At 42.1% G+C, this 26,303-nt stretch carries 26 protein-coding genes, 1 pseudogene and 3 riboswitches; of the genes and pseudogenes, 5 read left to right on the forward strand and 22 right to left on the reverse strand.

Annotated elements, in window-relative coordinates:
• Nucleotides 1-54 precede the first annotated feature (54 nt).
• The 5 genes from sufU to AC3ISB_RS25885 all read right to left on the reverse strand — a co-directional run bounded on the left by sufU (nucleotide 55) and on the right by AC3ISB_RS25885 (nucleotide 4,408).
• On the reverse strand, nucleotides 55-483 hold the full coding sequence (gene sufU / locus AC3ISB_RS25865) for a Fe-S cluster assembly sulfur transfer protein SufU (protein ID WP_076368171.1): 429 nt from the start codon (nucleotides 481-483) through the stop codon (nucleotides 55-57).
• On the reverse strand, nucleotides 473-1,702 hold the full coding sequence (locus AC3ISB_RS25870; RefSeq protein ID WP_489274937.1) for a cysteine desulfurase: 1,230 nt from the start codon (nucleotides 1,700-1,702) through the stop codon (nucleotides 473-475). The genes sufU and AC3ISB_RS25870 overlap by 11 nt, the downstream gene beginning before the upstream one ends.
• Complete coding sequence (sufD, locus tag AC3ISB_RS25875) at nucleotides 1,702-3,003, reverse strand: Fe-S cluster assembly protein SufD (protein WP_098371487.1); 1,302 nt, start codon at nucleotides 3,001-3,003, stop codon at nucleotides 1,702-1,704. The genes AC3ISB_RS25870 and sufD overlap by 1 nt, the downstream gene beginning before the upstream one ends.
• A gap of 15 nt (nucleotides 3,004-3,018) precedes the next feature.
• A complete protein-coding gene (sufC, locus tag AC3ISB_RS25880) occupies nucleotides 3,019-3,804 on the reverse strand; it encodes a Fe-S cluster assembly ATPase SufC (RefSeq protein ID WP_034310141.1) in 786 nt (261 codons plus the stop codon).
• A 451-nt stretch (nucleotides 3,805-4,255) separates the two neighbouring features.
• A complete protein-coding gene (locus AC3ISB_RS25885) occupies nucleotides 4,256-4,408 on the reverse strand; it encodes a YuzK family famiily protein (RefSeq protein ID WP_481374256.1) in 153 nt (50 codons plus the stop codon).
• A gap of 454 nt (nucleotides 4,409-4,862) precedes the next feature.
• Here AC3ISB_RS25885 and AC3ISB_RS25890 point away from each other — a divergent pair.
• Nucleotides 4,863-5,203, forward strand: a pseudogene (locus AC3ISB_RS25890) (IS5/IS1182 family transposase); the annotation flags it as partial.
• Nucleotides 5,204-5,315: 112 nt separating this feature from the next.
• Here the strand turns inward: AC3ISB_RS25890 and AC3ISB_RS25895 are convergent.
• The 11 genes from AC3ISB_RS25895 to AC3ISB_RS25945 form a co-directional block, all read right to left on the reverse strand.
• Complete coding sequence (locus AC3ISB_RS25895) at nucleotides 5,316-6,152, reverse strand: MetQ/NlpA family ABC transporter substrate-binding protein (protein WP_480339345.1); 837 nt, start codon at nucleotides 6,150-6,152, stop codon at nucleotides 5,316-5,318.
• A gap of 15 nt (nucleotides 6,153-6,167) precedes the next feature.
• Entirely contained in the window at nucleotides 6,168-6,836 is a 669-nt protein-coding gene (locus AC3ISB_RS25900; protein ID WP_076368176.1) for a methionine ABC transporter permease, read from the reverse strand.
• Nucleotides 6,829-7,863, reverse strand: a complete 1,035-nt coding sequence (locus AC3ISB_RS25905; RefSeq protein WP_076368177.1) for a methionine ABC transporter ATP-binding protein — start codon at nucleotides 7,861-7,863, stop codon at nucleotides 6,829-6,831. The genes AC3ISB_RS25900 and AC3ISB_RS25905 overlap by 8 nt, the downstream gene beginning before the upstream one ends.
• A gap of 153 nt (nucleotides 7,864-8,016) precedes the next feature.
• Nucleotides 8,017-8,129, reverse strand: a riboswitch (SAM riboswitch).
• Nucleotides 8,130-8,245: 116 nt separating this feature from the next.
• A complete protein-coding gene (locus tag AC3ISB_RS25910; protein WP_181762202.1) occupies nucleotides 8,246-9,556 on the reverse strand; it encodes an O-acetylhomoserine aminocarboxypropyltransferase/cysteine synthase family protein in 1,311 nt (436 codons plus the stop codon).
• Nucleotides 9,557-9,655: 99 nt separating this feature from the next.
• Nucleotides 9,656-9,762, reverse strand: a riboswitch (SAM riboswitch).
• Between the two features lie 145 nt (nucleotides 9,763-9,907).
• A complete protein-coding gene (locus AC3ISB_RS25915) occupies nucleotides 9,908-10,216 on the reverse strand; it encodes a thioredoxin family protein (protein WP_098371655.1) in 309 nt (102 codons plus the stop codon).
• Nucleotides 10,217-10,219: 3 nt separating this feature from the next.
• A complete protein-coding gene (locus tag AC3ISB_RS25920; RefSeq protein ID WP_048688210.1) occupies nucleotides 10,220-10,585 on the reverse strand; it encodes a toprim domain-containing protein in 366 nt (121 codons plus the stop codon).
• 92 nt (nucleotides 10,586-10,677) lie between these two features.
• Entirely contained in the window at nucleotides 10,678-11,061 is a 384-nt protein-coding gene (gcvH, locus tag AC3ISB_RS25925; protein ID WP_034310122.1) for a glycine cleavage system protein GcvH, read from the reverse strand.
• 95 nt (nucleotides 11,062-11,156) lie between these two features.
• Complete coding sequence (locus AC3ISB_RS25930) at nucleotides 11,157-11,513, reverse strand: arsenate reductase family protein (RefSeq protein WP_063234020.1); 357 nt, start codon at nucleotides 11,511-11,513, stop codon at nucleotides 11,157-11,159.
• 142 nt (nucleotides 11,514-11,655) lie between these two features.
• Entirely contained in the window at nucleotides 11,656-13,443 is a 1,788-nt protein-coding gene (locus tag AC3ISB_RS25935) for an acyl-CoA dehydrogenase FadE (RefSeq protein ID WP_098371491.1), read from the reverse strand.
• Between the two features lie 69 nt (nucleotides 13,444-13,512).
• Nucleotides 13,513-14,691, reverse strand: a complete 1,179-nt coding sequence (locus AC3ISB_RS25940) for an acetyl-CoA C-acetyltransferase (RefSeq protein WP_489274942.1) — start codon at nucleotides 14,689-14,691, stop codon at nucleotides 13,513-13,515.
• A 73-nt stretch (nucleotides 14,692-14,764) separates the two neighbouring features.
• A complete protein-coding gene (locus tag AC3ISB_RS25945) occupies nucleotides 14,765-17,149 on the reverse strand; it encodes a 3-hydroxyacyl-CoA dehydrogenase/enoyl-CoA hydratase family protein (RefSeq protein WP_489274943.1) in 2,385 nt (794 codons plus the stop codon).
• Nucleotides 17,150-17,355: 206 nt separating this feature from the next.
• On the opposite strand from AC3ISB_RS25945, the gene AC3ISB_RS25950 reads away from it, so the two are divergent.
• Nucleotides 17,356-17,490, forward strand: coding sequence for a YuzL family protein (locus AC3ISB_RS25950; protein WP_072273724.1), 135 nt, complete (start codon nucleotides 17,356-17,358; stop codon nucleotides 17,488-17,490).
• Between the two features lie 49 nt (nucleotides 17,491-17,539).
• On the opposite strand, the gene AC3ISB_RS25955 is transcribed toward AC3ISB_RS25950, so the two are convergent.
• Entirely contained in the window at nucleotides 17,540-18,457 is a 918-nt protein-coding gene (locus AC3ISB_RS25955) for a proline dehydrogenase family protein (RefSeq protein ID WP_141992862.1), read from the reverse strand.
• A gap of 146 nt (nucleotides 18,458-18,603) precedes the next feature.
• Here AC3ISB_RS25955 and AC3ISB_RS25960 point away from each other — a divergent pair, with 146 nt between their 5' ends.
• Both AC3ISB_RS25960 and AC3ISB_RS25965 read left to right on the forward strand, forming a co-directional pair.
• Nucleotides 18,604-18,885, forward strand: coding sequence for a hypothetical protein (locus tag AC3ISB_RS25960; RefSeq protein WP_489274945.1), 282 nt, complete (start codon nucleotides 18,604-18,606; stop codon nucleotides 18,883-18,885).
• 13 nt (nucleotides 18,886-18,898) lie between these two features.
• Entirely contained in the window at nucleotides 18,899-19,234 is a 336-nt protein-coding gene (locus AC3ISB_RS25965) for a spore coat protein (RefSeq protein ID WP_095394034.1), read from the forward strand.
• A gap of 82 nt (nucleotides 19,235-19,316) precedes the next feature.
• Here the strand turns inward: AC3ISB_RS25965 and AC3ISB_RS25970 are convergent, their stop codons facing one another.
• The 5 genes from AC3ISB_RS25970 to AC3ISB_RS25990 all read right to left on the reverse strand — a co-directional run bounded on the left by AC3ISB_RS25970 (nucleotide 19,317) and on the right by AC3ISB_RS25990 (nucleotide 24,140).
• Nucleotides 19,317-20,489, reverse strand: coding sequence for an FtsW/RodA/SpoVE family cell cycle protein (locus AC3ISB_RS25970; protein ID WP_480339342.1), 1,173 nt, complete (start codon nucleotides 20,487-20,489; stop codon nucleotides 19,317-19,319).
• 147 nt (nucleotides 20,490-20,636) lie between these two features.
• Nucleotides 20,637-21,518 (reverse strand): metal ABC transporter permease, encoded by an 882-nt coding sequence (locus tag AC3ISB_RS25975; protein WP_098371497.1) that lies wholly within the window; start codon nucleotides 21,516-21,518, stop codon nucleotides 20,637-20,639.
• Complete coding sequence (locus tag AC3ISB_RS25980) at nucleotides 21,515-22,441, reverse strand: metal ABC transporter permease (RefSeq protein WP_098371498.1); 927 nt, start codon at nucleotides 22,439-22,441, stop codon at nucleotides 21,515-21,517. The genes AC3ISB_RS25975 and AC3ISB_RS25980 overlap by 4 nt, the downstream gene beginning before the upstream one ends.
• Nucleotides 22,442-22,448: 7 nt before the next feature.
• Nucleotides 22,449-23,204 carry a metal ABC transporter ATP-binding protein gene (locus AC3ISB_RS25985; protein ID WP_076368189.1) on the reverse strand — a complete coding sequence of 252 codons (756 nt, stop codon included), beginning with the start codon at nucleotides 23,202-23,204 and terminating at the stop codon, nucleotides 22,449-22,451.
• A 12-nt stretch (nucleotides 23,205-23,216) separates the two neighbouring features.
• Entirely contained in the window at nucleotides 23,217-24,140 is a 924-nt protein-coding gene (locus AC3ISB_RS25990) for a metal ABC transporter solute-binding protein, Zn/Mn family (RefSeq protein WP_489274949.1), read from the reverse strand.
• 709 nt (nucleotides 24,141-24,849) lie between these two features.
• Here AC3ISB_RS25990 and AC3ISB_RS25995 point away from each other — a divergent pair.
• Entirely contained in the window at nucleotides 24,850-25,812 is a 963-nt protein-coding gene (locus AC3ISB_RS25995; protein ID WP_098371500.1) for a LacI family DNA-binding transcriptional regulator, read from the forward strand.
• Between the two features lie 252 nt (nucleotides 25,813-26,064).
• Nucleotides 26,065-26,250: riboswitch (Lysine riboswitch) on the forward strand.
• Nucleotides 26,251-26,303 lie beyond the last annotated feature (53 nt).

Genomic DNA, 26,303 nt, shown 5'->3' on the forward strand with positions numbered 1-26,303 from the left:
GCTCGTATTCCTCCATTTCAAATGGCTGAATTACAACAGCTCATTTTAATTTAATTATTCCTTCAATCCCTTTTCCATGGCTTTCCAAGCTAAGGTAGCACACTTGATTCGGGCTGGGAATTTAGAGACACCTTGTAGGGCTTCAATATCCCCAAGGTCCATCTCATCGTCGTATTCTTTTCCCTGGATCATTAAGGAAAAAGTCTCGGATATCGCTAGGGCAGTATCAACGTCTTTGCCCTTAATGGCTTGAGTCATCATGGAAGCCGAACTCATGGATATCGAACAACCATCACCATCGAATTTAACATCGCTGACCTTGCCATCTTCAATCTTCATCGTTAAACGAATCCGATCGCCGCAAGTTGGATTATTCATATCGATTGTCATGCTGCCATCTTCTAGCATGCCCTTATTACGCGGTTTCTTATAGTGATCCATAATGACTTGTCGGTAAAGTGTATCTAGGTTATCAAAAGACATTACTGAAATACTCCTTCGTTTTAACAAGCCCGGATACGAGCTTATCAATATCTTCTTCCGTGTTATATAGATAGAAACTTGCTCTTGCTGTCGATGATACGTTAAGCCATTTCATTAATGGCTGTGCGCAATGATGACCGGCACGGACAGCAATTCCATCTGCATCAAGAACGGTAGCGACATCATGTGGATGTACGTCATTAATATTAAAGGTTATTACACCCGCACGCTTTTCTGCATCTTTAGGACCGAATATGGTCAGCCCTTCGACTGCTGACATTTTTTCCATTGCATAAGCGGCGAGCTTATGTTCATGCCGTTCAATATTATCCAAGCCGATTTCTTCCAAGAAATCAATTGCAGCACCAATGCCGATGGCGCCGGCAATGATTGGGGTACCGCCTTCGAATTTCCACGGGAGTTCTTTCCATGTAGACTCCTGCAAACCTACAAAATCGATCATCTCTCCGCCGAATTCAATCGGCTCCATTTTTTCCAGAAGTTCTTTTTTGCCATATAATACGCCGATACCTGTTGGACCGACCATTTTATGTCCAGAGAAGGCAAAGAAATCACAATCAAGATCACGAACATCCACTTTTAGGTGCGGCGTGCTTTGCGCCCCGTCGACTACCATTACAGCACCGTGTTCATGGGCAATTTTCGCGATTTCCTTCACAGGATTGATAACACCAAGCACATTCGAAACCTGCATGATGGAAACGATTTTCGTTGCGTCCGTAATTGTTGCCTTAACATCATCAAGGGAAATCGTGCAATCCTCTTGAAGCGGAATATACTTCAATACAGCGCCTTTTTCTTTGGCAAGCTGCTGCCACGGAATGATATTACTGTGATGCTCCATATAGGAGATGACGATTTCGTCACCCTCTTTAATATTTGCACCACCGTAACTTCTTGCTACAGTATTTAAAGAAGTCGTTGTGCCTCTTGTAAAGATGATTTCTTCTGTAGAAGAAGCATTAATGAATTTACGTACCTTTTCACGTGCACCTTCATACGCATCCGTAGCTTTTGTTCCAAGTGTATGCACCCCGCGGTGAACATTCGAGTTGTATCCGCGGTAATATTGCTCAATCGCTTCAATCACTGCAGCCGGTTTTTGAGAGGTTGCAGCACTATCTAAATAAACTAATGGCTGACCATTGACTTCTTGATCTAATATCGGAAAAAGCTTACGAATTTCGTATGGGTTCATTACTGTACTTTCCTTTCAATGACCGCTACTAATTGTTTTTTAACTCCCTCAATTGGAAGCTGGTTAACAACAGGGGCCAAGAATCCGTGAATGACAAGTCTTTCTGCTTCTTTCTTAGTAATACCGCGGCTCATTAAATAATACAGTTGAAGCGGGTCGACACGACCGACGGAAGCAGCATGGCCAGCCGTTACATCATCTTCATCAATCAAGAGGATTGGATTGGCATCCCCGCGTGCTTTTTCACTTAACATCAATACGCGTGATTCTTGTTCGGCATTAGACTTTGTAGCGCCATGCTCTATTTTCCCAATTCCATTAAAAATGGAGGATGCGGATTCTTTCATGACACCGTGCTTAAGGATATAGCCCTCAGAGCGTTTGCCATAATGAATGATCGCTGTCGTAAAGTTCTGTTTTTGTTCCCCGCGTCCGACTACAACGGATTTAGTATCACCGTGAGAGCCATCGCCCATTAGATATGTTGTATTATCTGAAATCGTATTTCCATCGTTCATCAGGCCAAGTGCCCACTCAATACGAGCGTCACGACCTGCCACTCCACGGCGGTTAACGTATGTCGTGAAGCCTTTAGAAAGGGTATCGACCGCTCCGTACTCCACTTTGGCATTCGCATTTGCAAATACTTCCGTTACGATGTTGGCAACCCCTTCGTTAGACTCAACGCTTGAGAAGTAGTTCTCTACATATGTGACAGAGCTATTATCTTCCGCTACGATCAAGACATGGTTGAAAAGTGTAGTATCTGGATTATCCAATAGGAATACCGATTGGATTGGCTCTTTGATTTCTACATTTTTCGGAACATAAAGGAATGCTCCTCCATTAACTAATGCAGCATGAAGTGCCGTTAAACGATGTTCATCTATCTTAACGCCGTCTTTCATGAAATATTTTTGCACGAGCTCAGCATGGTCACGAGCCGCTGTTAAAATATCCGTAAAAATGACGCCTTGTTCTTTCACATTTGCTGACAGATTGATATGTGCCGGCGTATTATTGCGTTGAATGTATAAGTTTTCATTTTCTTCAATGATGGATTTAATTTCTTCCGGAAGCTCCTCTAAAGAGGCAAAAGCTTCACTATCAACCGTATGGGTCTGGAAAGAAGTAAAATTCCATTTATCGATTTTCGTTTTATCCGGCTTTGGCATCGGGAGCTTTTCTAATTCAGAAAACGCTTGAATCCGAAGCTCGGATAACCAAGCTGGATCATTATTTTTAGTTGAATAGGAGCTTATATCCTCTTGTTCAAACGGTAATTTCGTTTCTGTAGTCATTGCAAATCCTCCTACTTACGCTTCTTCGCCAACAGTTTCGTCTTCAATGCCCAATTCTTGTTTAATCCAGTCATAACCTTCCGCTTCCAAGCGGGCAGCAAGTTCAGGACCGCCTGATTTAACGACACGTCCTTGCATCATAACATGTACAAAATCAGGAGTGATGTAATTTAATAGACGTTGGTAGTGAGTGATGATCAAGCATCCAAAGTCTTCTCCGCGCATTTCGTTGATTCCTTTTGAAACGACTTTAAGTGCATCGATATCTAGACCTGAATCAATCTCATCCAAGATTGCAATTTTAGGTTGGATCATCATTAATTGAAGAATCTCGTTACGTTTTTTCTCTCCGCCAGAGAATCCTTCATTCAAATAGCGTTGCGCCATATCTTCATCCATTTCAAGGAACTCCATTTTTTGGTCCATTTGACGGATGAATTTCATCAATGAAATCTCATCGCCTTCTTCACGGCGTGCATTAATGGAAGAACGCAAGAAGTCAGCATTTGTAACACCGCTGATTTCACTTGGATATTGCATAGCTAGGAATAGACCGACACGAGCGCGCTCGTCTACTTCCATTTCCAATACATCTTCGCCATCGAATGTGATGCTTCCGCTAGTCACCTCATATTTAGGGTGACCCATGATTGCTGATGATAAAGTGGATTTACCAGTTCCATTTGGTCCCATGATCGCATGGATTTCTCCACCTTTGACTTCAAGGTTTACCCCTTTTAAAATCTCTTTACCTTCAATTGATACGTGAAGATCTTTAACCGTTAATGTAGAAGCTGACATAATAATACCTCCGTGAACTAATTCCAATTTTATTACCAGAAAGTAAGGATTACTTTCTTTACTGTAATTTACGTAAAAGCATTCTCACTTTATTCTCATTCCAATTTTATAACAAATCCAATTTGGAATCAACTAAATAGATAAGGGTTTCCACTTCTGTCATGTTAAAAACCCGTCCTATTCTTACAATACTAACAGATATAGCCTGTTTCCTGCATATTCATACTTATTTTAGCTTTTGTTAAAATTATCTTATTATTCAGCAAATCTCCATCCTTATTAATATATGTTCAAAGAATTCGATTGCAAGGTATGAACGTTCCGCTTTAAAAAGAAAAAAAAACGGACTGTCAGGCATTATGTAAGTTTATCCAATAAGGCACCCCTTATTTATGGACCACTTTCCATTTTACCTCTACAGACCGATCTTTTAAAGAACTCTTTTATATGCTTATCCGTGAATTTTGCGTTGTAGGTCCTGGACCATTTTATTGCACTTTACATGTTCCCTATCCCGTTCTTTCTCGACCTCGATACGGAGGTCTAAGTTTCTACTGTACTCACTGTAGCCAACCCCATGTGAAGACTGCATCGCCTTTTCCATTTCGCTTGTTACATTTAAATCTAGAGTATTGATAGTGAACCATCCTTTCAAATTTGTGTATCATTTTAATGCTTTCATTATCTCTTACCCTTTACTTTTCTGATTAAACATGAAATGAATTAAATTAGGCCGCAGACTGTAAACAAACTGGTTGATCAATGAGTTTATCTACAGTTTTTTAGTTTTTAGGTTTTCAAAATTTAAACGTTACTTTCCACTTCAGGCACTCGCTTTCCGCGGGCGGTCCGGAAGCCTCCTCGGCGCTTTTGCGCCTGCGGGGTCTCCCTTGACTCGCTTTTCCCGCAGGAGTCTCGTACCTTCCGTTCCAATCCACTAAGACTAAACAATCAGATAGAATCACTTTCACCTACAGTCTTTATTCGTTCCATGCCGGTTAAGGTTTCCATGATAAAGTGCCTCACTTTTCTAAGTTCGGAAAAAATTATGAGCGACGCATTATGTAAAAGCTGAACGAACAAAACAGTTTGCCTATTCATTTATGCTGCGACAGACCGTAACGGATTTGTGTTGAGGACGATAGTAACACCCGGAAATACTCATGATAGTCGTTTCTTAAGAGCATCTGGTTGAACAAGTGATTAAGAAAGTTGGAAAACCTGAAGCTGGTTGACGCAGATGCAACTAACAAAACACCAGCTTTACTCTGTACACGTCCTCGAACAAAAGAAATATTCTTCCGCAACCATGCCTATTTGTAATATGAGCGTTTTGGTTGTTATCTCTGCCCATCGGCACTCAACAACAAATAAAGAGGGCTATCGTGAGTACAAATCGCTTTAACTGCTTCAAATCCAATAAAAAATCAAAAGGTTCCGGAATGAGAACATTCCGGAACCTTTTTGTTTACAAACTGCGGCCTGAATTAAATCAGGCCGCCATTCTTGAATTATTTATCCGCCGGTACAACCGCACCTTTGTATTCCTTAAGGATGAAATCTTGAATTTTTTTAGAATGCAACACTTCTACAAGCGCTTTGATTTCTTCTTTATTTTCATCGCCTTTGTTTACTGCGATGACATTCACATAAGGTGATTCGGAATCTTCAATCGCAATTGAATCTTTCAATGGATTCAAGCCAGCGTCGATTGCATAGTTTGAGTTGATCAAAACAGCATCGCCTTCGCCGCTTTCATATATTTTAGGAAGCAGGGCCGCTTCATAATCAGCATCGAATTTAAGGTTTTTCTTATTTTCAACGATGTCTTTCGTTGTAGCTGTCGTTTTATCGATGCCTTCTTTTAATGTAATCAGGCCATTTTTTTCTAATAGAGATAACGCACGTCCGTGGTCAGCAACAGAGCTGCTCATAATAATTGTTGCGCCTTCCGGAAGTTTATCAATGCTTTTATATTTTTGTGAATATAGAGCAATCGGCTCGATATGAATTCCGCCAGCATTGACGAAGTCATATCCATTTTCTTTAATTTGCCCTTCTAAATAAGGAATGTGTTGGAAGTAGTTAGCATCCAATTCCTTATCATTCAACGCCTTATTCGGTAAAACATAGTCCTGGAATGTTTCGATTTCCAATTCGATTCCTTTTTCTTTAAGAAGCGGCTTAGCTTCCTCAAGGATTTCAGCATGCGGAACATTAGATGCCCCTACAACTAATTTCTTCGATTCTTTTTCTGTATCACTGCCGCTTTTATCCTTTTCACTTCCACAAGCAGCCAAAGCGATAGATAACACTAAAATTAATGCAAATCCTAAAAACTTTTTCATCCTATTCATCTCCTTTTATCTTTTGTCCAATTTAGATGTAATCACATCTCCAATAATTTGAATTATGAAGACGATAATTAGAATAACGATCGTCGCTACAAGCGTAACGTCATTTTGATTTCTTTGATAGCCGTCCAAATAGGCTAGATTACCAAGTCCGCCTGCGCCGATGACCCCGGCCATTGCGGTATATCCAACCAATGCAATCGATGTTACCGTAATTCCTGAAATAAGGGCAGGCATCGACTCTGGAAGAAGGACCTTCCAAATGATCGTGCTCGTTTTTGCCCCCATAGATTTAGCGGCTTCAATTACACCTTTATCGATTTCACGCAGGCCGATTTCAACCATACGCGCATAAAATGGGGCCGCACCGATAATAAGTGCCGGCAATGCAGCGTTCTCTCCGATCATTGAACCGACAAGTGCCTTAGTGAAAGGAATGAGCAGCACGATCAAAATAAGAAATGGAATGGAACGGAATATATTAACGATAGCACTCATGACCCCGTTGATTACCCGGTTTTCCCACATATTACCCTTCCCTGTCAGGAACAGGATCAATCCTAATATTATGCCTATAAAAAAGGTTGCCACTACAGAGACGCTTGTCATGTAGAGCGTTTCTTTCGTTGCTTCAATAATGTCTTCCCAATCAATATTCGGCAATAATTCTTCAAGCATGAGTAATCACCTCCACGCCTACCTGCTGTGCTTTAATGAATTCGATTGCGCGGAGCATTTCATCCTCTGTGCCATCAAGATGGATAAACAATGTTCCATATGAACCGCTTCTTGTTTGGGATATCTTACCTTGAACGATATTGACATCCAACTCGAAGTTTCGTACAAGCTTGGTGATCAACGGGCTTTCTGCATGATCACCTACAAAGGTCAATTGAATCACTTTGCCTGCAGGATAACGTTCGAGCAAATGGTCCATCGTTTCTTTCGTTTCTTCTGGTTCCGTTACCTGCTGCACGAAACGCTTCGTCATTTGTTCTTTAGGATTCTTGAAAACATCCAGGACAGGACCCTGTTCAACAACTTGCCCGTTTTCCATTACGGCGACGCGATGACAGATTTTACGTATTACATGCATTTCATGTGTTATCAAGACGATCGTCAATCCTAGGCGCTGATTGATGTCAACAAGCAATTCGAGTATGGAGTCGGTAGTCTGCGGATCCAAGGCAGATGTCGCTTCATCACACAGCAGCACTTTAGGGTTATTTGCCAGAGCCCTGGCTATTCCCACCCTTTGCTTTTGCCCTCCGCTTAATTGTGAAGGATAGGCCTTTTCCCTGCCTTCCAGTCCGACTAACTTGATCAATTCGTTCACACGCTTGGTCCGTTCAGTTTTAGAAACTCCTGCAATTTCCAATGGGAAAGAAATATTTTCCTGAACGGTCCTTGACCATAATAGATTGAAATGTTGGAAAATCATGCTGATTTCTTGACGGGCCTTACGTAGCTGAGCCCCTTTAATTTTTGAAATTTCCTTCTCAGCCACCACAACGGATCCCTCTGTAGGAGTTTCCAATCCATTGAGCATTCTGATCAAAGTACTTTTCCCCGCTCCACTGTATCCGATGATACCGAAAATCTCACCTTTATTTATTTCAACATTCACATTATTTACAGCCTTGATCGTCTCACTGTTTCCTTTTCCTGTTCGGAACAGCTTACTGACTTTCGTCAATGTAATCATTAATCCTCACCTCTTTTATCCAATAAAACCTATGAACTTAGTTGATTTCTCTACATTATTAGTCTGTTTCTCATATCATGCACATGTTTTCCTCATTAAAACAGAAAAAACCTTTCTGCATGAGCAGAAAGGCAGGTGAAGAAACAGGCCTTTCTCTCATCTTCCAAAGTAATTAAACTTTGTGTGAATTGGCACCTTTCCAAGGAAATCTCCTTGTCGGTTGCCGGGTTTCATCGGGCACATCCCTCCACCTCTCTTGATAAGAGCTAATATATAGAATATTTGTACATCATTAAGTTCTTTAGTATGGAGAAATTTTATCATAGATAAAAAAGGAGCGCAATGTATATTATTTCTAGTTCAAGAATGACAGGAACTTTGGTTAAAGCGTTTTGGAAGTCAAGGAAACGATATTCGTCGCTTTTTCAATTGCCTGCTCCAAATCTTCTATTAAGTCGTCTACATTTTCAATCCCGATGGATAAACGGACTTGATCGGCGCGCACACCCGCTTTCGCAAGACCCGCCTCATTCAATTGTTGATGGGTCGTACTGGCTGGGTGGATGATCAAGCTCTTCGCATCCCCTACATTCGCCACATGGGACCATAATTCCACCGAATTGATAAGTTTTGCCCCAGCTTCGCGATTACCTTGTATTCCAAAAGTCACGACAGACCCGGCTCCCTTAGGTAAATATTTATCCGCAAGGGCTTTATCGGGATGATCCTCATCACCAGGATGCGAAACCCAAGTCACGGCAGGATGGTTTTTTAAATATTTAATGACAGACTTGGTGTTTGATAGATGCTCTTTCATCCTTACATGCAGCGTTTCAAGTCCAAGCGTAAACTGGAATGCACTTTGGGCACTTAGCGCAGGGCCTAAGTCTCGAAGTAACTGAACTCGGGCTTTCGTTATGAATGCGGCAGGTCCTACTGCCTCGGCGTATACAAGACCGTCGTAGCTTGGGTCAGGCTCCGTGAAGCCAGGGTAGTTTGGCGAGTTCCAATCGAACTTCCCTCCATCCACGATGACACCGCCTAGTGTCGTTCCATTTCCCAGAAGCCATTTTGTAGCGGAATGGATGACGATGTCCGCGCCAAAATCAATTGGTCTGCAAAGATACGGTGTTGCAAAGGTATTATCAATGATTAAAGGTATGCCGGCTTCATGGGCGATTTTCGCTACCGCTTCAATGTCAAGCACCCTCAAACTTGGATTACCGATCGTTTCGGCAAAAATGGCTTTAGTTCTTGGCGTAATCGCCCTTTTGAAATTTTCAGGGTCATCGGGAGAAACGAACTTCACTTTGATCCCATACTTGGGAAGAGTATTTTCAAAAAGGTTATACGTACCGCCATATAATGTAGAGGCTGAAACAATCTCGTCACCTGCAGCGGCAATGTTCAGGATTGAAAGTGAGATGGCAGCCATTCCGCTTGCTGTTGCCAACCCGCCGATACCGCCTTCCAATAAGGCCATTCTTTCCTCAAAAACGCTGACCGTGGGATTATGAAGCCGTGTATATATATAGCCATTCTCCTTTAGGCCAAATAAATTCGCTGCATGGTCGGTGTCTTTGAACAAATATGCATTGCTTTGGTAAATAGGAACTGCACGTGCACCTGTTTCATCAGCTTGCAGACCGCCATGAACACTCAATGTTTCGAAACGCAACTTTTTCCCTGACATATGATTTCACCTTTTTCTATGGATTTAGTTGGAATTATATGATATCTGGCCTTTTATAAACAAAAAAACCACTTCAACAAGAAGAGGTCTCAAGAACACACCTCATCTACCAGAGCCAACACTCTGCTGGAATTAGCACCGTATATAAAATTTATACCGGTTGCCGGGCTTCGTCGGGCCAGTCCCTCCGCCACTCTTGATAAGAACTATTAAATTCTGCCATTACTTAATTCAAAATATAGCATTTTAGAATAAATCAGTCAATAAATTGTTAGAATATTCTTTGTTTAATTCCGATCTCGCGTTCAAATGTCCGCAACAAAGAAACCAACCACGGTTCTGATTGGTTTCTTAGCTGATTTCCTTAAGCAATCCGTACAAATAAGGAACGGATTGAAAGGCATATATTTTTTTGTGCAGCTTTCCTTTTTTGAAAAGCAATAAACAAGGCACACTTTCGATTTCATATGATTCGGCAATTGCATGGACATAGTTCATATTCATTTTACCTGCCTTCAATTCTGGAAACAGCTCCAAGGATATCGTCAACATCTTGGATGCAACCTGACAAGTGCCGCATAAAGGCGTATATAAATATAAGCAAAAGGTTTCCCCATTTTCAACAGCAAGCTTACACTCTTCTTCTTTCCATTCCTGCATCAATTAGTCGTTCACCCTTTGACTTAAAAATTTCATTTTCACATTCATATTGGCAGATAGTAGCACAGTTGCGATATGATGTTCGGGTGAGCTTTCCACTTCTTTGTACATTTTATTAATATACAGGTGGTTCGCTTCCGGCATTTCCCTTCGGAACTGCTTCCGCAGCTTTTCTCCTGATTCATCTGCGTCAAAAAGGAGATAAACATCACGATCCATCAATTCATCCACTAATTCATCCAGCTTAGTTAATGATATGGTCCCATTCGTACATCTTATTTCCACATCTTCATTTAAAACGGAGGCAACTTTTCTTCTATCGGAACTGCCTTCTACAATGATCACTTTATCGAATTCGCCCCACTCCATGTCATCACTCCATCTCACGAATTATGTGCGCAACTGCCACTGTACAAAATGAAAAAGAGAGCAGGCCTTTTCAGTCCCCCCTCTCCTTCTATTTAACCGTTGATTAAACTCTCATACTCTTCAGCGCTCATCAAGTTTTCAATATCACTGCTATTAGATGGTTCAAGCACGACCATCCATGCCTTTTCATAAGGAGACTCATTTACATATTCAGGGTTGTCACTTAAATCTTCGTTTACTTCAACAACCTTGCCACTGATAGGTGCATAAAGCTCAGAAACGGTCTTAACGGATTCAACACTTCCAAATGGTTCGTTCGCTTTCAATTCATCGCCGATTTCCGGAAGCTCAACGAATACGATGTCCCCAAGCTCGGACTGTGCGAAAGCTGTAATCCCAATGCGCACTGTTCCATCTTCCGTTTTGACCCATTCATGTTCTTTAGTGTAACGAAGTTCTTTTGGTGTTGTTGTCATTATTAACCCTCCATATGTACATCTTATTTTATCTATTACATTATAAGGTAGATTGTTTGTTTAAGTAAGGAATTAACCAAATATTTTGTGAAATTTCAGTTCCAAACCTGTTCGAATTGCTCTTCTTTGAAACCTACCGTCACTTTGGTGCCATCTGTAACAATCGGCCTTTTCAGAAGCATGCCATCCGTGGACAATATATCAAGCATTTCTGCTTCAGAAGCTTCTTTCAGCTTATCCTTTAAGCCCAGCTCCCGATATTTTTGACCGCTAGTATTGAAAAACTTCTTCAATTCCAAATTGCTGATTTTATATAGTTGTTCAATTTCTGTTCGCGAAGGCGGATTTTCCGCTATATGGATCGCTTCATATTGCAGTTCATGATTATCCAGCCACTTCTTCGCGTTACGGCATGTGCCGCATTTTGGGTACCAATATAATGTTAAGCCCATCATTTCACCACCTATCAATAGAATACCCGTTTTCAGCAAGCAATACAACGAAATATCTTTTGAATTTCCAATGCGATTTCATCAAAGTAAATAAAAGGGAATGCCTTAACGGGCATTCCCTTTACAGATTCTGATTCATTGCTTACAGAGCATATTTTTCCGCTTCGATTACCTTGACGGAAGCTTCACGTTTTTTCGCAATGACATTGATCGGATTGTGTCTTGTCAGCTTGCGGAGCGACGAAAGCATGATGCGAAGAGTATCGCCTGTTTCCACCGCAATTAACGTTTCTTTTGCATGCTGTTCTATTTCATTGAAAGCTTCCTGAACGAAGATTTCAGTGTAAAGCACTTTTTGTTTGTTCTTCTCCAGGCCTGTAGATGCAATGGCTTTCTCCGTACGCAATACCACGGATTCAGCTGCATAGGCAAGGGATGCGATATCAGCAATGTTAGAGAGGATTTCTTGTTCTTGATCAAGAGTTTTGCCGTATTTCTGTGCCGCTAGGCCCGCTGCCAAAATACCGATTTTCTTAGCGTTCCTAACAAGCATTTTTTCTTGTGCCAGTGGCTCATCGCCAGGTTCTTCCGGCATCATCATCATTAATTCCTCTTGCAGGCCTTGAGCTTTTTGAAGAAGCGGCAATTCCCCTTTAAGTGCTTTCTTCAGGAAAGTTCCCGGGACAAGCAATCGGTTGATTTCATTTGTACCTTCAAAGATCCGGTTAATACGTGAATCGCGATATGCTTTTTCAATTTCATACTCCTGCATGAAACCATAGCCGCCATGAAGCTGTACGCCTTCGTCCGTAACATAATCCAATACTTCGGAAGCGAAGAATTTATTCAATGAACACTCAATGGCATATTCAGCAACTGCAGCCGCCATTGATTTTCCATCTTTCACTTGCTCATCCGTCAATTTGCTTTGTCTTTGATCATAAAGGCCAACGGTGCGATATACAGAGCTTTCTGCTGCATAAATTTTAGCTGCCATTGTTGCAAGTTTTTCTTTCGTCAAGTTAAAATCGGAAATTTTCGTTTTGAACTGTTGACGTTGATTCGTATAAGCAGCTGTAATCTCAAGGGCACGTTTAGATCCGCCGACCGCACCGACGCCTAATTTATAGCGGCCGATATTCAGGATATTGAAAGCGATGACATGCCCTTTTCCGGCTACACCCAAAAGGTTTTCGACTGGTACATGTACGTCTTCAAGTATTAATGTACGTGTGGATGAGCTTTTGATCCCCATTTTCTTCTCTTCAGCACCAGTTGATACGCCTTTATAATCACGCTCAACAATGAAAGCGGAGAATTGTTCGCCGTCGATTTTGGCGTATACACAGAAGACATCTGCAAAACCTGCATTTGTAATCCATTGTTTTTCACCATTTAAAATATAGTGTGTTCCTTCTGGATTCAATTTCGCCGTCGTTTTTGCTCCCAAGGCATCTGAACCTGAGCTTGGTTCCGTTAAGGCATACGCAGCAATCTTCTCACCCGTTGCCAGTAAAGGGAGGTATTTTTTCTTTTGTTCTTCATTCCCGAATAATACGATCGGCAATGACCCGATACCTACATGTGCACCATGTGTAATTCCGAACCCGCCTGCAAGCGCCATTTTTTCCGTAATCAATGCCGAACTGATTTTATCAAGACCCAATCCGCTGTATTCCTCGGGAACATCAGCACCAAGTAAACCGATTTCTCCTGCATGCTTCAGTAATTTAACGGAACGGTCAAATTCATGGTTTTCTAAATGTTCAACCTGCGGCAGAATTTCATTCACTACGAAATCCTCGGCAGTTTTGGCAATCATTTTATGCTCATCAGAATAATCTTCCGGTGTAAACACTTGATCATACGTAATATCTTCCACTAAAAAGGCTCCGCCTTTAATGAGGCTACCTGTAGTTTGATTTGACATGTCATTTCCTCCTAAGTATTTAAGATGGTAAACCCGCCGGAAGCATGACAGCTTCCGGGAGGCGTGGGATTACGCCAATAATTCAAATACTCCAGCAGCACCCATTCCGCCGCCGATGCACATTGTCACGACTCCGAACTGTTGGTTTCTGCGCTTCATTTCATGAAGCAGGCTTAATGTCAATTTTGCTCCCGAACATCCCAGTGGATGGCCTAAGGCGATGGCTCCGCCATTTACATTGACAATCTCTTCATTCAATCCGAGCTCACGGATAATTTGAATGGATTGGGAAGCAAAGGCTTCATTCAATTCAAATAAACCAATATCCGATAACTCAAGACCCGCTAGCTTCAAAGCTTTAGGAATGGCTGCAATTGGACCGATGCCCATAATTTCAGGCGGTACTCCTGCTACAGCAAAGGAACGGAACTTACCCATCGGTTTCATCCCAAATGAAGAGGCCTTTTCCCTATCCATGACCATGACCGCGGCTGCACCATCACTCGTTTGTGATGAATTCCCAGCTGTTACGGATCCTGTAACAGAGAATGCAGGTCTTAGTTTTTTTAGCACTTCAGCGGTCGTGCCTGAACGAACACCCTCATCCTGTGTAAAAGTAAATGATTTTTCCTTTAATTTAAGATCTGGTCCCACTGAACGGAGGGTCACTTCAACCGGTACGATCTCATCGGAAAACTTTCCTTCTGCAATGGCCTTAGCCGCCTTTTGATGACTTCTAACAGAAAATGCATCTTGATCTTCACGGGAAATGCCGTATTTTTTTGCAACGGCTTCAGCAGTGTGACCCATGCCCATATAATATTCCGGTGCCGTTTCCGCAAGTCTCGCGTTCGGACGTGTTACATGGCCCATCATTGGCAAAAGGCTCATGGATTCCGCTCCGCCTGCAATGACTGTATCACTTTGGCCAAGCATGATTCTTTCCGCTCCATAAGCGATACTTTGCAGCCCGCTTGAACAGTAACGATTAATCGTTATGGCCGGTACTGTATAAGGCAATCCTGCCAATGCTCCAATGTTACGCGCCATGTTCAATCCTTGCTCCGCTTCAGGCATTGCACAACCGATAATCAGGTCATCTATGGTGCCTTCATATTTACCTGCCCGCTTTAACGTTTCCTTTACAACAAGAGCCCCTAAATCATCAGGACGTACACTAGCAAGAGAACCTTTTTTCGCTCTTCCTACCGGAGTCCTTGCTCCAGCTACTATTACCGCTTCTTTCATGAGGATCCCCCTTACTCATTTTTAAGCTATCGATCTATTAATCTTCGTTTTTTGCCATATCTTCATCTATTCATCAATTACGGAGCGGTTTACCTTTAACAAGCATGTGCTGCATCCTTGCCTGGGATTTCGGAGTCGAAATCAGTTTTAGGAATGCCTGTTTTTCTAGGTTCAAGATATACTGTTCATCTACTTCCGTGCCAAATGGGAGTTTTCCTCCTGCCAGGACGTATGCAAGCTCTTTGGCTATGACAAGGTCATGATCTGATAAGAATCCTGAAAGGCGCATGGATTCCGCCCCTAATAGAAGTGTGGCATAGCCAGTTTCACCTACGACAGGGATCTTTGTGCGGGCTGGAGCGGTATAACCTTGTTCATGCATGGAAAGTACCGCCTGTTTCGCATCATATAGCTGATGATCCGCATTCACGCTTATTCCATCAGCTGAATTAAGGAAATTATTCTCTCTCGCTTCCTCGGCTGAGGTCGAAACTTTTGCCATGGCGACCATTTCAAATACTTGGTTAACCACTTTCTGTAAGTCGAAGTCAACGCCCTTCGGCATATTCTTCAACGTCTTCACATAAAGTTCTTTAGTCCCGCCGCCGCCTGGGATTAAACCTACGCCAGCTTCCACTAATCCCATATACGTTTCAGTCGTTGCCTGGATGCGGGCTGCCGGAAGTGACACTTCAGCACCCCCGCCAAGTGTCATATTAAACGGGGCAACCACTACGGGAACTGCACTGTACTTAATTTTAAGCATCGCCTTTTGGAATTGGCTGATGACCATATCGAGTTCAAAAATATTGTCATCCTGCGCTTCCATCAACATCATTGCAATATTAGCGCCTACACAGAAATTCTTTCCTTGGTTTCCGATGACCAGGCCTTTAAAATTCGTTTCCGCTTCGTCGACCGCCGCATTGATCATTTGTATGATATCCAGACCGATTGCATTATTCGGTGAAGTGAATTCAAGAAGAGCCACTCCATCGCCGATATCCATCAAGCTTGCACCACTGTTTTTCTTGATTACGCCTTTTTGCTTCTTGATCGCTTTAAGATTGATCACTTTAGGATTTTCGACAAGTTCTTTATATTCACCATCATCATAATAGTGAACAATGCCATTTTCTTCTTTATAGAAAGAAGTGATTCCTTTAGCGAGCATATCCTTCACCCATTGCGGAACGGTGATGCCTTCCGCTTCCATTCGGGCTACCGATTTTTCTATCCCTATCGCATCCCAGGTTTCAAAGGGACCTGTGGACCATCCGAAGCCCCATTTCATCGCTTGATCGATCGCCACGATGTCATCCGCGATGTCCCCAAGCAGCTGGGCAGAATACACAAGCGCTGGATTCAGAACATTCCAAAGTAATTGGCCGGCACGGTCTTCGCTATAAACAAGCGCTTTCATTTTATTTTCCAAGCCCTTGGCCTGTTTAGCCATTTCGATGGAAGGCGTTTTTAATCTTTTTCGTGCATCATATTCAAGGGTTTCGGGATTCAGTTCAAGGATTTCCTTGCCTTTTTTCAAGAAAAAACCTTGGCCTGACTTGCTTCCAAGCCACCCATTCTTAAGCATTTCATTCATGAAATCAGGTATTTTGAAAACTTCTTTTTCTTCTCCATCCACCTGGTCATATACGTTTCTGGCAACATGTGCAAAGGTATCCAATCCAACTACATCAAGTGTCCGGAAAGTAGCGCTAGTTGCCCTTCCAATCAACGGACCTGTAACCGAATCGACCTCACCAACACTGTATCCGCCTTTTTGCATTTCCCGCAAAGTGACCAATAAACCATAAGTTCCAATGCGGTTTGCGATGAAGTTAGGGGTATCCTTTGCTTCGACGACACCTTTTCCCAGTACATCTTCGCCGAATCGTTTCATGAATTCGAGCACTTCTGGTGAAGTTGCTTTAGTAGGGATGATTTCCAACAATTTAAGATAACGCGGCGGATTGAAGAAGTGGGTTCCCAGGAAGTGCTTTTGAAAGTCCTCCGAACGGCCTTCTGCCATCGCTTCGATTGAGATTCCGGATGTATTCGATGAAACGATGCTTCCCGGTTTACGATGCTGATCAACCTGGGCAAACACACTTTGCTTAACCTCAAACTTCTCAACGACCACTTCGATGATCCAATCGACATTCTTTAAACGACTTATATCATCTTCCAGGTTTCCCGCCTCGATCAACGCAATGTTTCCCTTAGCCGAAAGCGGAGCTGGTTTCTGTTTTAAAAGTTTCGTAATCGCAGTTTGGCTGGTGCGGTTACGCACTTGTTTATTATCTAATGTAAGTCCCTTTTTCTTTTCATCCTCAGTGAGTTCACGAGGTACAATATCCAATAATAAAGTCGGAATGCCGATGTTAGCAAGGTGTGCAGCAATCCCTGATCCCATAACTCCTGACCCTAGAACAGCAGCCTTTCGTATTTGTCGAACCAAGTTTATATCCCCCTTACGCAATTTATTGAATGAATGCTCATTCATTTTTAATTTAAAAAAATTTTGAATATTTTTTCTTATTACTAATATAGAATATATTTGGAAATTCCGCAATGATTAAACAGGAAAAAAAATTTTTTTCTCCGGGTTCTTTAGGTTATTTCTCCTCCGTTCAGTAAAAAATAACTGGGTAGGAGGTGACCTATATAATGAAGCGTAAAGATAATCCTTCTAAAGCAGCCGTAAGCGCAGCAAGCGTTAAAGGCAATGCCGGACCTGGCGCCGAACGTCAACATGGAATCAATAAAGTGAACAGCCAGAACAATCAGTTCAAAAGATAATCCTTCTTAATTTGAGCAGCCGTCCCTTCTCCGGGGCGGCTCTCGCTTCCTATTTCTTGAATAGGCCTTTTAAAACGAAAGCAATATTGGCAGGTCTCTCCGCAAGGCGGCGCATGAAATATCCATACCAATCCGTACCATATGGAACATACACCCTTACCTTATATCCTTCTTTAGCAAGTTCAAGCTGCTTTTCAGTGCGGATGCCATATAACATTTGAAATTCAAAACGATCCAGGGGAATTCCCTGATCTTTGACCAAGTCCCTCGTATAATCAATGATTTTATCATCATGTGTGGCAACGGCTGTGTAATGGCCATTTTGCATATGCTTCTTGATGATTTTCTTGAAATTCTCATCCACATCTTTTTTCTCGGGAAAGGCCACTTCCCTCGGTTCTTTATAAGCTCCTTTAACAAGTCTTAGATTCGGCTGGTATGCATCCAGTTCCTCAATATCCTTCTCAGTCCGATACAGATAAGCTTGGATGACAGTCCCTAATTCATTATATTCAGACTTAAGGTTTTTGAATACATCCAAAGTCGGCTGACAGCGAGGAAAATCTTCCATATCAAGCGTCACGAAAACACGATGGGCCTTAGCTTCATCTAAGATCCTCCGCATGTTATTCATTACGGCTCGTTCGGACACATCCAGGCCCATTGAGGTCAGCTTCAGGGATAACTGTGAATCCAGTTCATTTGTGCCGATCATGCGGATCGCTTCGATGCACTCATCTGCCATCTTCCTTGCTTCTTGTTCATCTTCAATGAATTCACCTAAATAATCAATGGTGACAGCAAGCCCTTTCCGGTTAAGATCTACAATCACTTCACATGCCATATCCAAGGATTCCCCTGCCACGAAACGAGATGCCCCAAACCGCAGCCCGTATTTTTTCGCTGCCTTTGTCATGCCTTTATTCTTTGATAAAAAAAGGAATAGATTTTTCAAAACTCTTTCCATCTGCATTCCCCTCCAAATCATTTTGGAAAATAGATGCACAAGATTATTTTACCATTTAATTCATTTTTCAGATATTTAGAATCAAGAATAAAAAAAATTCATGAAGGGAAAATTAAGCTCGTTTAAAGAACACTTAAGGAGGTAGAATGATGGAACAGCAAAATTCGTTTAACAGCCTACAGCAGTCCACCGGCTTTATGAAACAGCCGCCGGAAATGGTTTCGGTGAAAGATAGCTTATACTTAACGGATATGCTTGCATGGAATCTTAATGCGGTTAAAAAAGCACATTTTTTTGCCACTCAATGCAAGGACCCGCAAATCATTGATGCGTTAAATCGGTGCGGACTCATGCATCAACGCCATTACGAAACCATTTTGAAACATTTGAACCCGGATCAAAACCAGGTTCAACAACAATACCAGTAAAGGAGGGTTCTTGATGCCCAATGAAAACAAAGTCCAAAACCCTGAATCTCCCGTGGCAAAGACACCGCAAATGAATGACAGGGATTTTATAAATGATATGCTCACAACTGAAAAGTACTTTTGTAACTCCCTTTCCGTTGCCCTGCATGAAATGAGTAACCAAGCATTATTCCAAGACATTTTCTCCGTTTCCAAAGAAAATCAGGAAATGCAGCGAGAACTCTATAACCTTATGTTCGAAAAAGGCTGGTATAGTTTAGAAAAGGCGCAAGCAACCAGTTTAGGCCAATCGTATCAACAATTTTCCGGTTATAAAAATCAATTTCCATCTGGAACGAACATTCAATAAGCAAACATTCAGGGGGGTGGATTCTGCTCCTTTTGTTTTTGTGCTACAAGTAAAGCCGGCCCATGGGGGGCCGGCTTTATTTTTAGATATCCGTTGAAAACATATACTTCTTATAGTGATACCGAATGCTGAATATTAAGCCCATGGCCATCATGTTCCCCATTAGCGAGCTTCCTCCATAACTGACAAATGGAAGCGGAATCCCCGTAATCGGCAAAAGGCCTACAGTCATGCCGATATTTTGAAAAACGTGGAACGTCAACATGCTTATAACGCCAACACAGATATATGTATAGAAGTTATTTTTCGTGTCCATTCCCGTTTTTGTTATATGGTAAATCAATAGGAAAAACAAGGAAATAATGATGCTTGATCCGATGAAGCCGAATTCTTCACCGATGATGCTGAAAATGAAATCCGAATGACTCTCAGGCAAATACACTTCCCTCGAACCGATTCCCTTGCCCGTTGTCTGACCGGAGCCGATGGCCAGTAAGGATCTGGTTAAGTGATATCCTTCGGAGCTGGCATAATTATAAGGATCCAGCCAAGAATAGATACGGCCGAATTGATAGGATTTTACCCCTAGGTATTTTTCCAGGATTTCCGGCTTCCAAAGTACAAAGTACAGGACCGTGGAAGCGACGACAATTCCTCCCGATACGATCGGCAGCAGGATCTTCCATGTTACCCCTGATATGAAAATCATTCCGAGCATGATTGACATGATGACAAGCGAGGTACCCAAATCCGGCTGTTGCATGATTAACAATAAGGGCGCACCGGTCACAAGACCGATTTTAATAAGCAGCCAGATATCCGTTTGAATCGTTTTCAGCGTGTTTTTGAGATGATGGTTCGATATGACATTGGCTAGAGCCAAAATCAGGAAAACCTTCATGAATTCCGATGGCTGAATCGAACCGATTCCCGGAATGACGAACCAGCTTCTTGCACCATTAATATTAGGTACGATGCTACTTGGCATAATGATCAGCAAAAATAGCAAAAATAATCCGAATCCATAGGCATACCAAGAGATTTTTTTCAGTTGGTCCGAATCCAGTGTGATGAACCCTAATACGATTCCAATCCCCACTATATACCAAAAAATTTGTTTCATTAAGAAGTTTTCAGCGTACTGTCCAGTCGTTTGGGCACTATAGATTGCTAGGCAACTTCCAACGCATAATAACAGCAATATTGTGACCAAAGAAAAATCTATTCGAGATGAAAATTTATTTTGTTCTTCCATACTTAACTCTCCCTTAAAAAGGCTCCTGCGATACATCTATAAATACACTTATTCATTATACTTTAAACAAATAAAATCACAACTATATCGAAGAATTGTTTACAGGCTTCATGGAGTTATTTCCAAGAAGCCTGTAGGCAGGGGGAACTATGCATGTGATTCCTTTGATTTTCTCCGTTTCAGCAATCTGCTGACCAATCCATGGCTTGGGGAAAAGAGAAAGGCCAATCCGAATAATATGGCGGCCGATCCCACCATGCAACCTGATATCGAGGCATCCAAAATGGTGGCTGAATAGTAGCCGATGACGGAACTTAGCAACCCGACCCCGATACTGACCAATATCATGCGGCTTAAACGGTCTGAGAGCAGATAGGCCGTCGCCGCAGGTATGATGAGCATTCCAACTACTAAAATGGAACCTACACTATCAAAAGAAGCTACAGTTGTCAGTGAAATGAGGCTCATCAATAAGTAATGAAAGAACAGTACAGGAATTCCCATTGCAGCCGCAAGTGATGGATCAAATGACACGAGTTTAAACTGTTTGAAGAAAAGGAAGATCAGTATGAGGTTCAGGATAAAGCAGCTGCCGACAATCCAAACAGCTTTTGGTCCAGCTTCGATTCCCGCGATTGTCATCGTGTTCCAGGGAGTATAGGCTATTTCTCCATAAAGGACATGTTCCAGGTCAAAATCTATTTGTTGCGTATACAAGCTCACGAGTACGATCCCCGTTGCAAAAAGTGAAGTGAATACAATCCCGATCGCTGCGTCAGATTGAACGCCCGACGATTGGAAAAGCTGGATCAAGAATACGGTGAGCAAACCGAGAGCAGCTGCCCCTATCAGCATCGGAACAGAGTCACGAGTCCCGGTTATTAAAAATGCCAATACGATTCCCGGCAAAACGGAATGACTGATGGCATCCCCAATCAACGTCATTTTCCTGACTATCAAAAAGCATCCTAATACACTGCAAGCACTCGCCACCAATGCTCCGACTAAAATAATCCAAAAATCATTCATGATGAGTGGCTCCCTTTCCTTCTATTCTGTTCTAGAGAATATTTCTTTTTCGTCGATACCCTTCTCCATATAGATGAAAGCAGTCCACGTTTAGGTGCAAAAAGCATGGAAAAGAAAAACCATACCGTCGCGGATAAGACAATTAACGGTCCTGTTGGCAAATCATTGACCGATGTACTGATCAACGTTCCAGACACACCGCTCAACATTCCGAATATACCAGACAGGATGACCATGATATGCAGCCGCTCAGTCCAATACCTCGCAGAAACCGCAGGCGTGATCAGTAAAGATGCCATCAATACGACGCCTACAGCCTGGATACCGATCACCACAGCTGCCACGATCAGCATCATGATGAAATAATCCAGAAAAACAACCGGCAATCCCATCCCCTTAGCAAACCCAGGGTCAAAGGACAGTAATTTGAACTCTTTAAAAAATACGGTACAAGTGAAAATGAGAATAAAGGAAACCGTCATCATCATATATACATCTGACATGACCATTGACGCCGTCTGCCCAAATAAAAAAGTATCCAATCCACTCTGGTTTCCATACTCACTCTGCTGAATCTGTGTAAGCATGACAATTCCGAAGCCAAAGAAGGAAGATAAGACGATTCCCAAGGCCGCATCCTGCTTGATCTTACTGTATCTCGTTAGCACACTGATCAAGAAGACAGCCACTAAGCCAGCCAGGGCAGCACCTATTAGAAAGTAGGAAGTGGATTTCACTCCAGTTAACATAAAGGCGACACAGATACCGGGTAACGCTGCATGTGCGAGCGTGTCGCCAAGTAAAGACTGCTTTCTGAGGTAGGCAAAGCTGCCGATGACCCCGCTGCTTAATCCGAGGAACATCGTGCCAAGCAATATCCACCTTGTATTTGGATCAGTAATAATATCCAGTATGTTCATCATGTACACCTCATTTTAATAAAAGGCCGGACTTCGTGTCTGATAGTATCGCTAGGCGGCCTCCATATGTTGCCTGTAAGTGTTCGGGAATGAATACTTCCTCCGTCGGACCTATTTTCATCACCTTTTTATTCAATAACATCGTCCAGTCGAAATATTCCTTCACAGTGGATAGATCATGGTGCACAACCAGAACGGTTTTGCCTTTTTCCTTCAATTCCATCAGCAATTGTATGATTGCTTTCTCTGTTGCGGCATCCACCCCTACGAACGGTTCATCCATAAAATAAATATCCGCTTCCTGTGCCAATGCACGGGCCAGGAATATCCGTTGCTGCTGTCCACCTGATAGCTGGCTGATCTGACGGTTAGCGTATTCAGCCATCCCCACCTTTTCCAGGCACTCCATCCCCTTCTGTCTTTCGGACTTACCTGGTCGCTTCAGCCATCCGAGATGACCATATCTGCCCATCATCACGACATCGAGTGCGTTGGTCGGAAAATCCCAATCCACTGACTCCCGTTGTGGTACATAGCCGATACTCTTCCTCATCGATTTATAAGTAGAACCCTTTATTGTGATTTGCCCCGATATTTTGGGGATCAATTCGAGTATCCCCTTTATCAATGTGGACTTCCCTGCTCCATTGGGACCAATGATACCGATTAAATTCCCTTCCGGCACCTCAAATGAGACATCTTCGACAACCGGCTTCTTATGATAAGCAATCGTTAAATTCTCGACCTTCAAAGCTGCTAGATTCATAGTTTCTCCCCCTTATTTCAAAGCACGGACGATTGTGTCGGTATTATGACGGACCATTCCGATATACGTTCCTTCTTCCGTCCCTTTTTGACCCATGGCATCCGAGAACAATTCACCGCCGATTTCCACCTTGTGCCCCTGCTTACCTGCTCCTTGTATGACAGCCTCGATGGCCTTCCTTGGTACACTTGACTCAATGAAAATCGCTTTAATTTTGTTCTCCACAAGATAATTCCGCATGTCCGTCACATCTTTTGATCCATATTCCGATAATGTATTGATCCCTTGGAGACCTCTTACGTCAAGTCCGTAAGACTGACCGTAGTACCCAAAAGCATCATGTGCCGTAACGAGCACCCGTTGATCTTTTGGTATTTTATTAATTTCGTCTTGAACATATTTATCAAGTTCCTCCAATTGCAGGACGTACTCTTCATAATTTTCACGAAACTCTGCTTCATGGTCCGGATCATTAGCAATCAATTCTTTCTTAACTGCCTCCGCCGCAACGATCCAAAGCTTTACATCGAACCATACGTGGGGATCATGTTCCGTTGCACTCACTTTGCGAAGTTGGTTCTCCTTGAAGTCCTCCGTTACGGCAATCGTCGGTTTATCCTTGCTCATCATTTCAAATATATCCGTCATTTTCCCTTCAAGGTGCACACCGTTATAAAAAATCATATCAGCCGAATCCAGTGTCTTAACATCACCCTGCGTCGCTTTATATAGATGGGGGTCGACTCCCGGACCCATTAAACTGGTGACCTCGACATGTTTACCGCCGATATTCTCAACCAAATCTCCAATCATTCCCGTTGTTGCAACGACATTCAACTTACCATTGCCTTTATCACTTTCGACCGTATCATTGCCGCACCCCGTTAAAATCAGCAATGCAGCAAGCACGCTCCCAATAGATTTCAGAAAACCCATCCATATTCCCTCCCTTTTTCATCTTTCTAAAATAGTTTGCCATGTGCAAAATTAAGTGTAAATTTTTTTACATTGTCGTAAAGGCTAAAAAGTTTCCCGAGCACAACTTATTTTATACTATACACAAATATACAAAAAAAGTGAAACTATTTTTTCAAACATTTCAAAAAAGGACAATGACTTTTACACACAGCAAAAAACTGTCAGGAAGCTCCACTAGGGAGCTTCCTGACAGTCAGTCATTCCGTACATGAAACTAACGCTGAAGTTATATTATATTGTGGGGTCTTAATGGTGAATATAAACTATGGGGGCTATTTCGGGACGGTGTGAAATTCACGAGTAAATGCGCGGATTTTACGAGTAAAGTGCCAAAATTCACGAGTAAATGTGTGAATTTTACGAGTAAAGTGCCAAAATTCACGAGTAAACGCGGATTTCACGCATTCCATGTGCATTGCCACTCATTTTTTCAAGGAAATTGCCAAGTAAGCAAATCCCAATTCGATTCCGCAAAGCACAAAAAGGGTGATTAAAGTTTGGAACATCATGATCTCCTCCTCCTCTAAGACTTAAAACAATCTTAAAGGATGAAACCCATACCAGAACAAGACCTTATTTGAGAAATCTTCAGCAGCCCCGCACTGTTCTCTTGCCCTGAAATGGGTTTCATACTGTACAATATAAAAAAAGAAAAAACGGTGATACCATGACAAATATTAAAGAAATAGCTCAATGTGCCGGTGTATCTGTCTCAACAGTGTCCCGTGTATTGAATGATCATCCATATGTAAGCCCCGATAAAAGAAAGAGCGTCTTAGAAGCCATCGATCGTTTGAATTATACGAGAAACATAAATGCCATTCATCTTTCAAAAGGTAAAACAAATCTTATCGGCATCATCATCCCCTTCAACAATCACCCATATTACGGGGCAATCGTTAACGGAATCACTAAACAGGCAAATGCAATTGGCTGTCATATCGTCATCTTTCAAACAAACTATGACAGAGAGAAAGAAATCGAGGCTTTTAATATGCTGCAAATGAAGCAGCTCGATGGCATTATCGTTTGTTCAAGGATTTCGGAAATGAAAATCCTTTTGGATTATCAAAAATACGGACCGATTATTTTATGTGAAGATACAGCCCAGGCTGAATTCTCATCCATCAGCATTGATCATTATGCAGCTTTCTCCTGTGCCCTTGAGTACGTGATTGCTAAAGGATATAAGAAAATCGGATACAGCCTCGGCCGTAAAAAGAGCAGAAATAGTTCCCATCGTACAAAGGCCTTTAACGATATCATGAGTAAACATCAACTGATAAACAATAAAGAATGGCTGTTTGAAGGCAGTTATCACATCAAAGACGGTGAACAATTGTTTCAGGAATGGAATTCGATGATAGATAAACCTGAAGCCATCATCATCACGAATGATGACACGGCGGCAGGCTTCATTCTTACCGCTAAGAAATCGGGTATAAGGGTCCCGGAAGATGTGGCCATTCTCGGTTTCAATAATGATAGCCTGAGTGAAATGCTCGACATCACGACCATTTCCTTACCGCTGGAATGGATTGGGAAAATGGCAGTGGACCTATTTGAGAATCCTGAAGTGGTCAAACATGTAAAACTGGACTACGCCCTTATAAAAAGGAGGACCGTTTAGTTATCACATTGCTTTATTTTGGTATATCGTCATTTAAAATCTTCCTTGCCCATCATTCATTAACTAGGAAAAAATAACCACACAAAATAATCATTGCGATATTCATGAGATTATTTTATAATTTTGATATAGTAAAGTTTACTCAATTACTAGCAATCTATTGCGATTGCATGAATTTCATGAGCACTATCGTCCGACGTCACTTACAAGCTGACGCAACGATTTTAGAAAATTGAATACTTCCTCATTTACCGATGAGTTAGAGGCTGCAGCTTATAAAAGTAAAACGGACGAGATTCTGGAAAATTCAAGACTCCGTTTGAAAGGATAAGTTGCCGAAGTTAGGGTATATTCCATGTATATTCTCGCTGGCGGTGTTACCGAACAGGAACACCACTGTCACGTTTTTTCAAAAAAGCGTGGGGAGCTATCTTCGGAAGGATAAACGGGTTTATTATAAACAGCCGTCGATCTTTTTCGACTGCTGTTTT

Source organism: Peribacillus sp. GL_122, assembly GCF_057835005.1.

Coding starts and splice junctions, on each gene's coding strand:
- sufU (WP_076368171.1), bottom strand. CDS start 483: ATGTCTTTTGATAACCTAGATACACTTTACCGACAAGTCATTATGGAT.
- AC3ISB_RS25870 (WP_489274937.1), bottom strand. CDS start 1,702: ATGAACCCATACGAAATTCGTAAGCTTTTTCCGATATTAGATCAAGAA.
- sufD (WP_098371487.1), bottom strand. CDS start 3,003: ATGACTACAGAAACGAAATTACCGTTTGAACAAGAGGATATAAGCTCC.
- sufC (WP_034310141.1), bottom strand. CDS start 3,804: ATGTCAGCTTCTACATTAACGGTTAAAGATCTTCACGTATCAATTGAA.
- AC3ISB_RS25885 (WP_481374256.1), bottom strand. CDS start 4,408: ATGGAAAAGGCGATGCAGTCTTCACATGGGGTTGGCTACAGTGAGTAC.
- AC3ISB_RS25895 (WP_480339345.1), bottom strand. CDS start 6,152: ATGAAAAAGTTTTTAGGATTTGCATTAATTTTAGTGTTATCTATCGCT.
- AC3ISB_RS25900 (WP_076368176.1), bottom strand. CDS start 6,836: ATGCTTGAAGAATTATTGCCGAATATTGATTGGGAAGACATTATTGAA.
- AC3ISB_RS25905 (WP_076368177.1), bottom strand. CDS start 7,863: ATGATTACATTGACGAAAGTCAGTAAGCTGTTCCGAACAGGAAAAGGA.
- AC3ISB_RS25910 (WP_181762202.1), bottom strand. CDS start 9,556: ATGTCAGGGAAAAAGTTGCGTTTCGAAACATTGAGTGTTCATGGCGGT.
- AC3ISB_RS25915 (WP_098371655.1), bottom strand. CDS start 10,216: ATGCAGGAATGGAAAGAAGAAGAGTGTAAGCTTGCTGTTGAAAATGGG.
- AC3ISB_RS25920 (WP_048688210.1), bottom strand. CDS start 10,585: ATGGAGTGGGGCGAATTCGATAAAGTGATCATTGTAGAAGGCAGTTCC.
- gcvH (WP_034310122.1), bottom strand. CDS start 11,061: ATGACAACAACACCAAAAGAACTTCGTTACACTAAAGAACATGAATGG.
- AC3ISB_RS25930 (WP_063234020.1), bottom strand. CDS start 11,513: ATGGGCTTAACATTATATTGGTACCCAAAATGCGGCACATGCCGTAAC.
- AC3ISB_RS25935 (WP_098371491.1), bottom strand. CDS start 13,443: ATGTCAAATCAAACTACAGGTAGCCTCATTAAAGGCGGAGCCTTTTTA.
- AC3ISB_RS25940 (WP_489274942.1), bottom strand. CDS start 14,691: ATGAAAGAAGCGGTAATAGTAGCTGGAGCAAGGACTCCGGTAGGAAGA.
- AC3ISB_RS25955 (WP_141992862.1), bottom strand. CDS start 18,457: ATGGAAAGAGTTTTGAAAAATCTATTCCTTTTTTTATCAAAGAATAAA.
- AC3ISB_RS25960 (WP_489274945.1), top strand. CDS start 18,604: ATGATGGAACAGCAAAATTCGTTTAACAGCCTACAGCAGTCCACCGGC.
- AC3ISB_RS25965 (WP_095394034.1), top strand. CDS start 18,899: ATGCCCAATGAAAACAAAGTCCAAAACCCTGAATCTCCCGTGGCAAAG.
- AC3ISB_RS25970 (WP_480339342.1), bottom strand. CDS start 20,489: ATGGAAGAACAAAATAAATTTTCATCTCGAATAGATTTTTCTTTGGTC.
- AC3ISB_RS25975 (WP_098371497.1), bottom strand. CDS start 21,518: ATGAATGATTTTTGGATTATTTTAGTCGGAGCATTGGTGGCGAGTGCT.
- AC3ISB_RS25980 (WP_098371498.1), bottom strand. CDS start 22,441: ATGATGAACATACTGGATATTATTACTGATCCAAATACAAGGTGGATA.
- AC3ISB_RS25985 (WP_076368189.1), bottom strand. CDS start 23,204: ATGAATCTAGCAGCTTTGAAGGTCGAGAATTTAACGATTGCTTATCAT.
- AC3ISB_RS25990 (WP_489274949.1), bottom strand. CDS start 24,140: ATGGGTTTTCTGAAATCTATTGGGAGCGTGCTTGCTGCATTGCTGATT.
- AC3ISB_RS25995 (WP_098371500.1), top strand. CDS start 24,850: ATGACAAATATTAAAGAAATAGCTCAATGTGCCGGTGTATCTGTCTCA.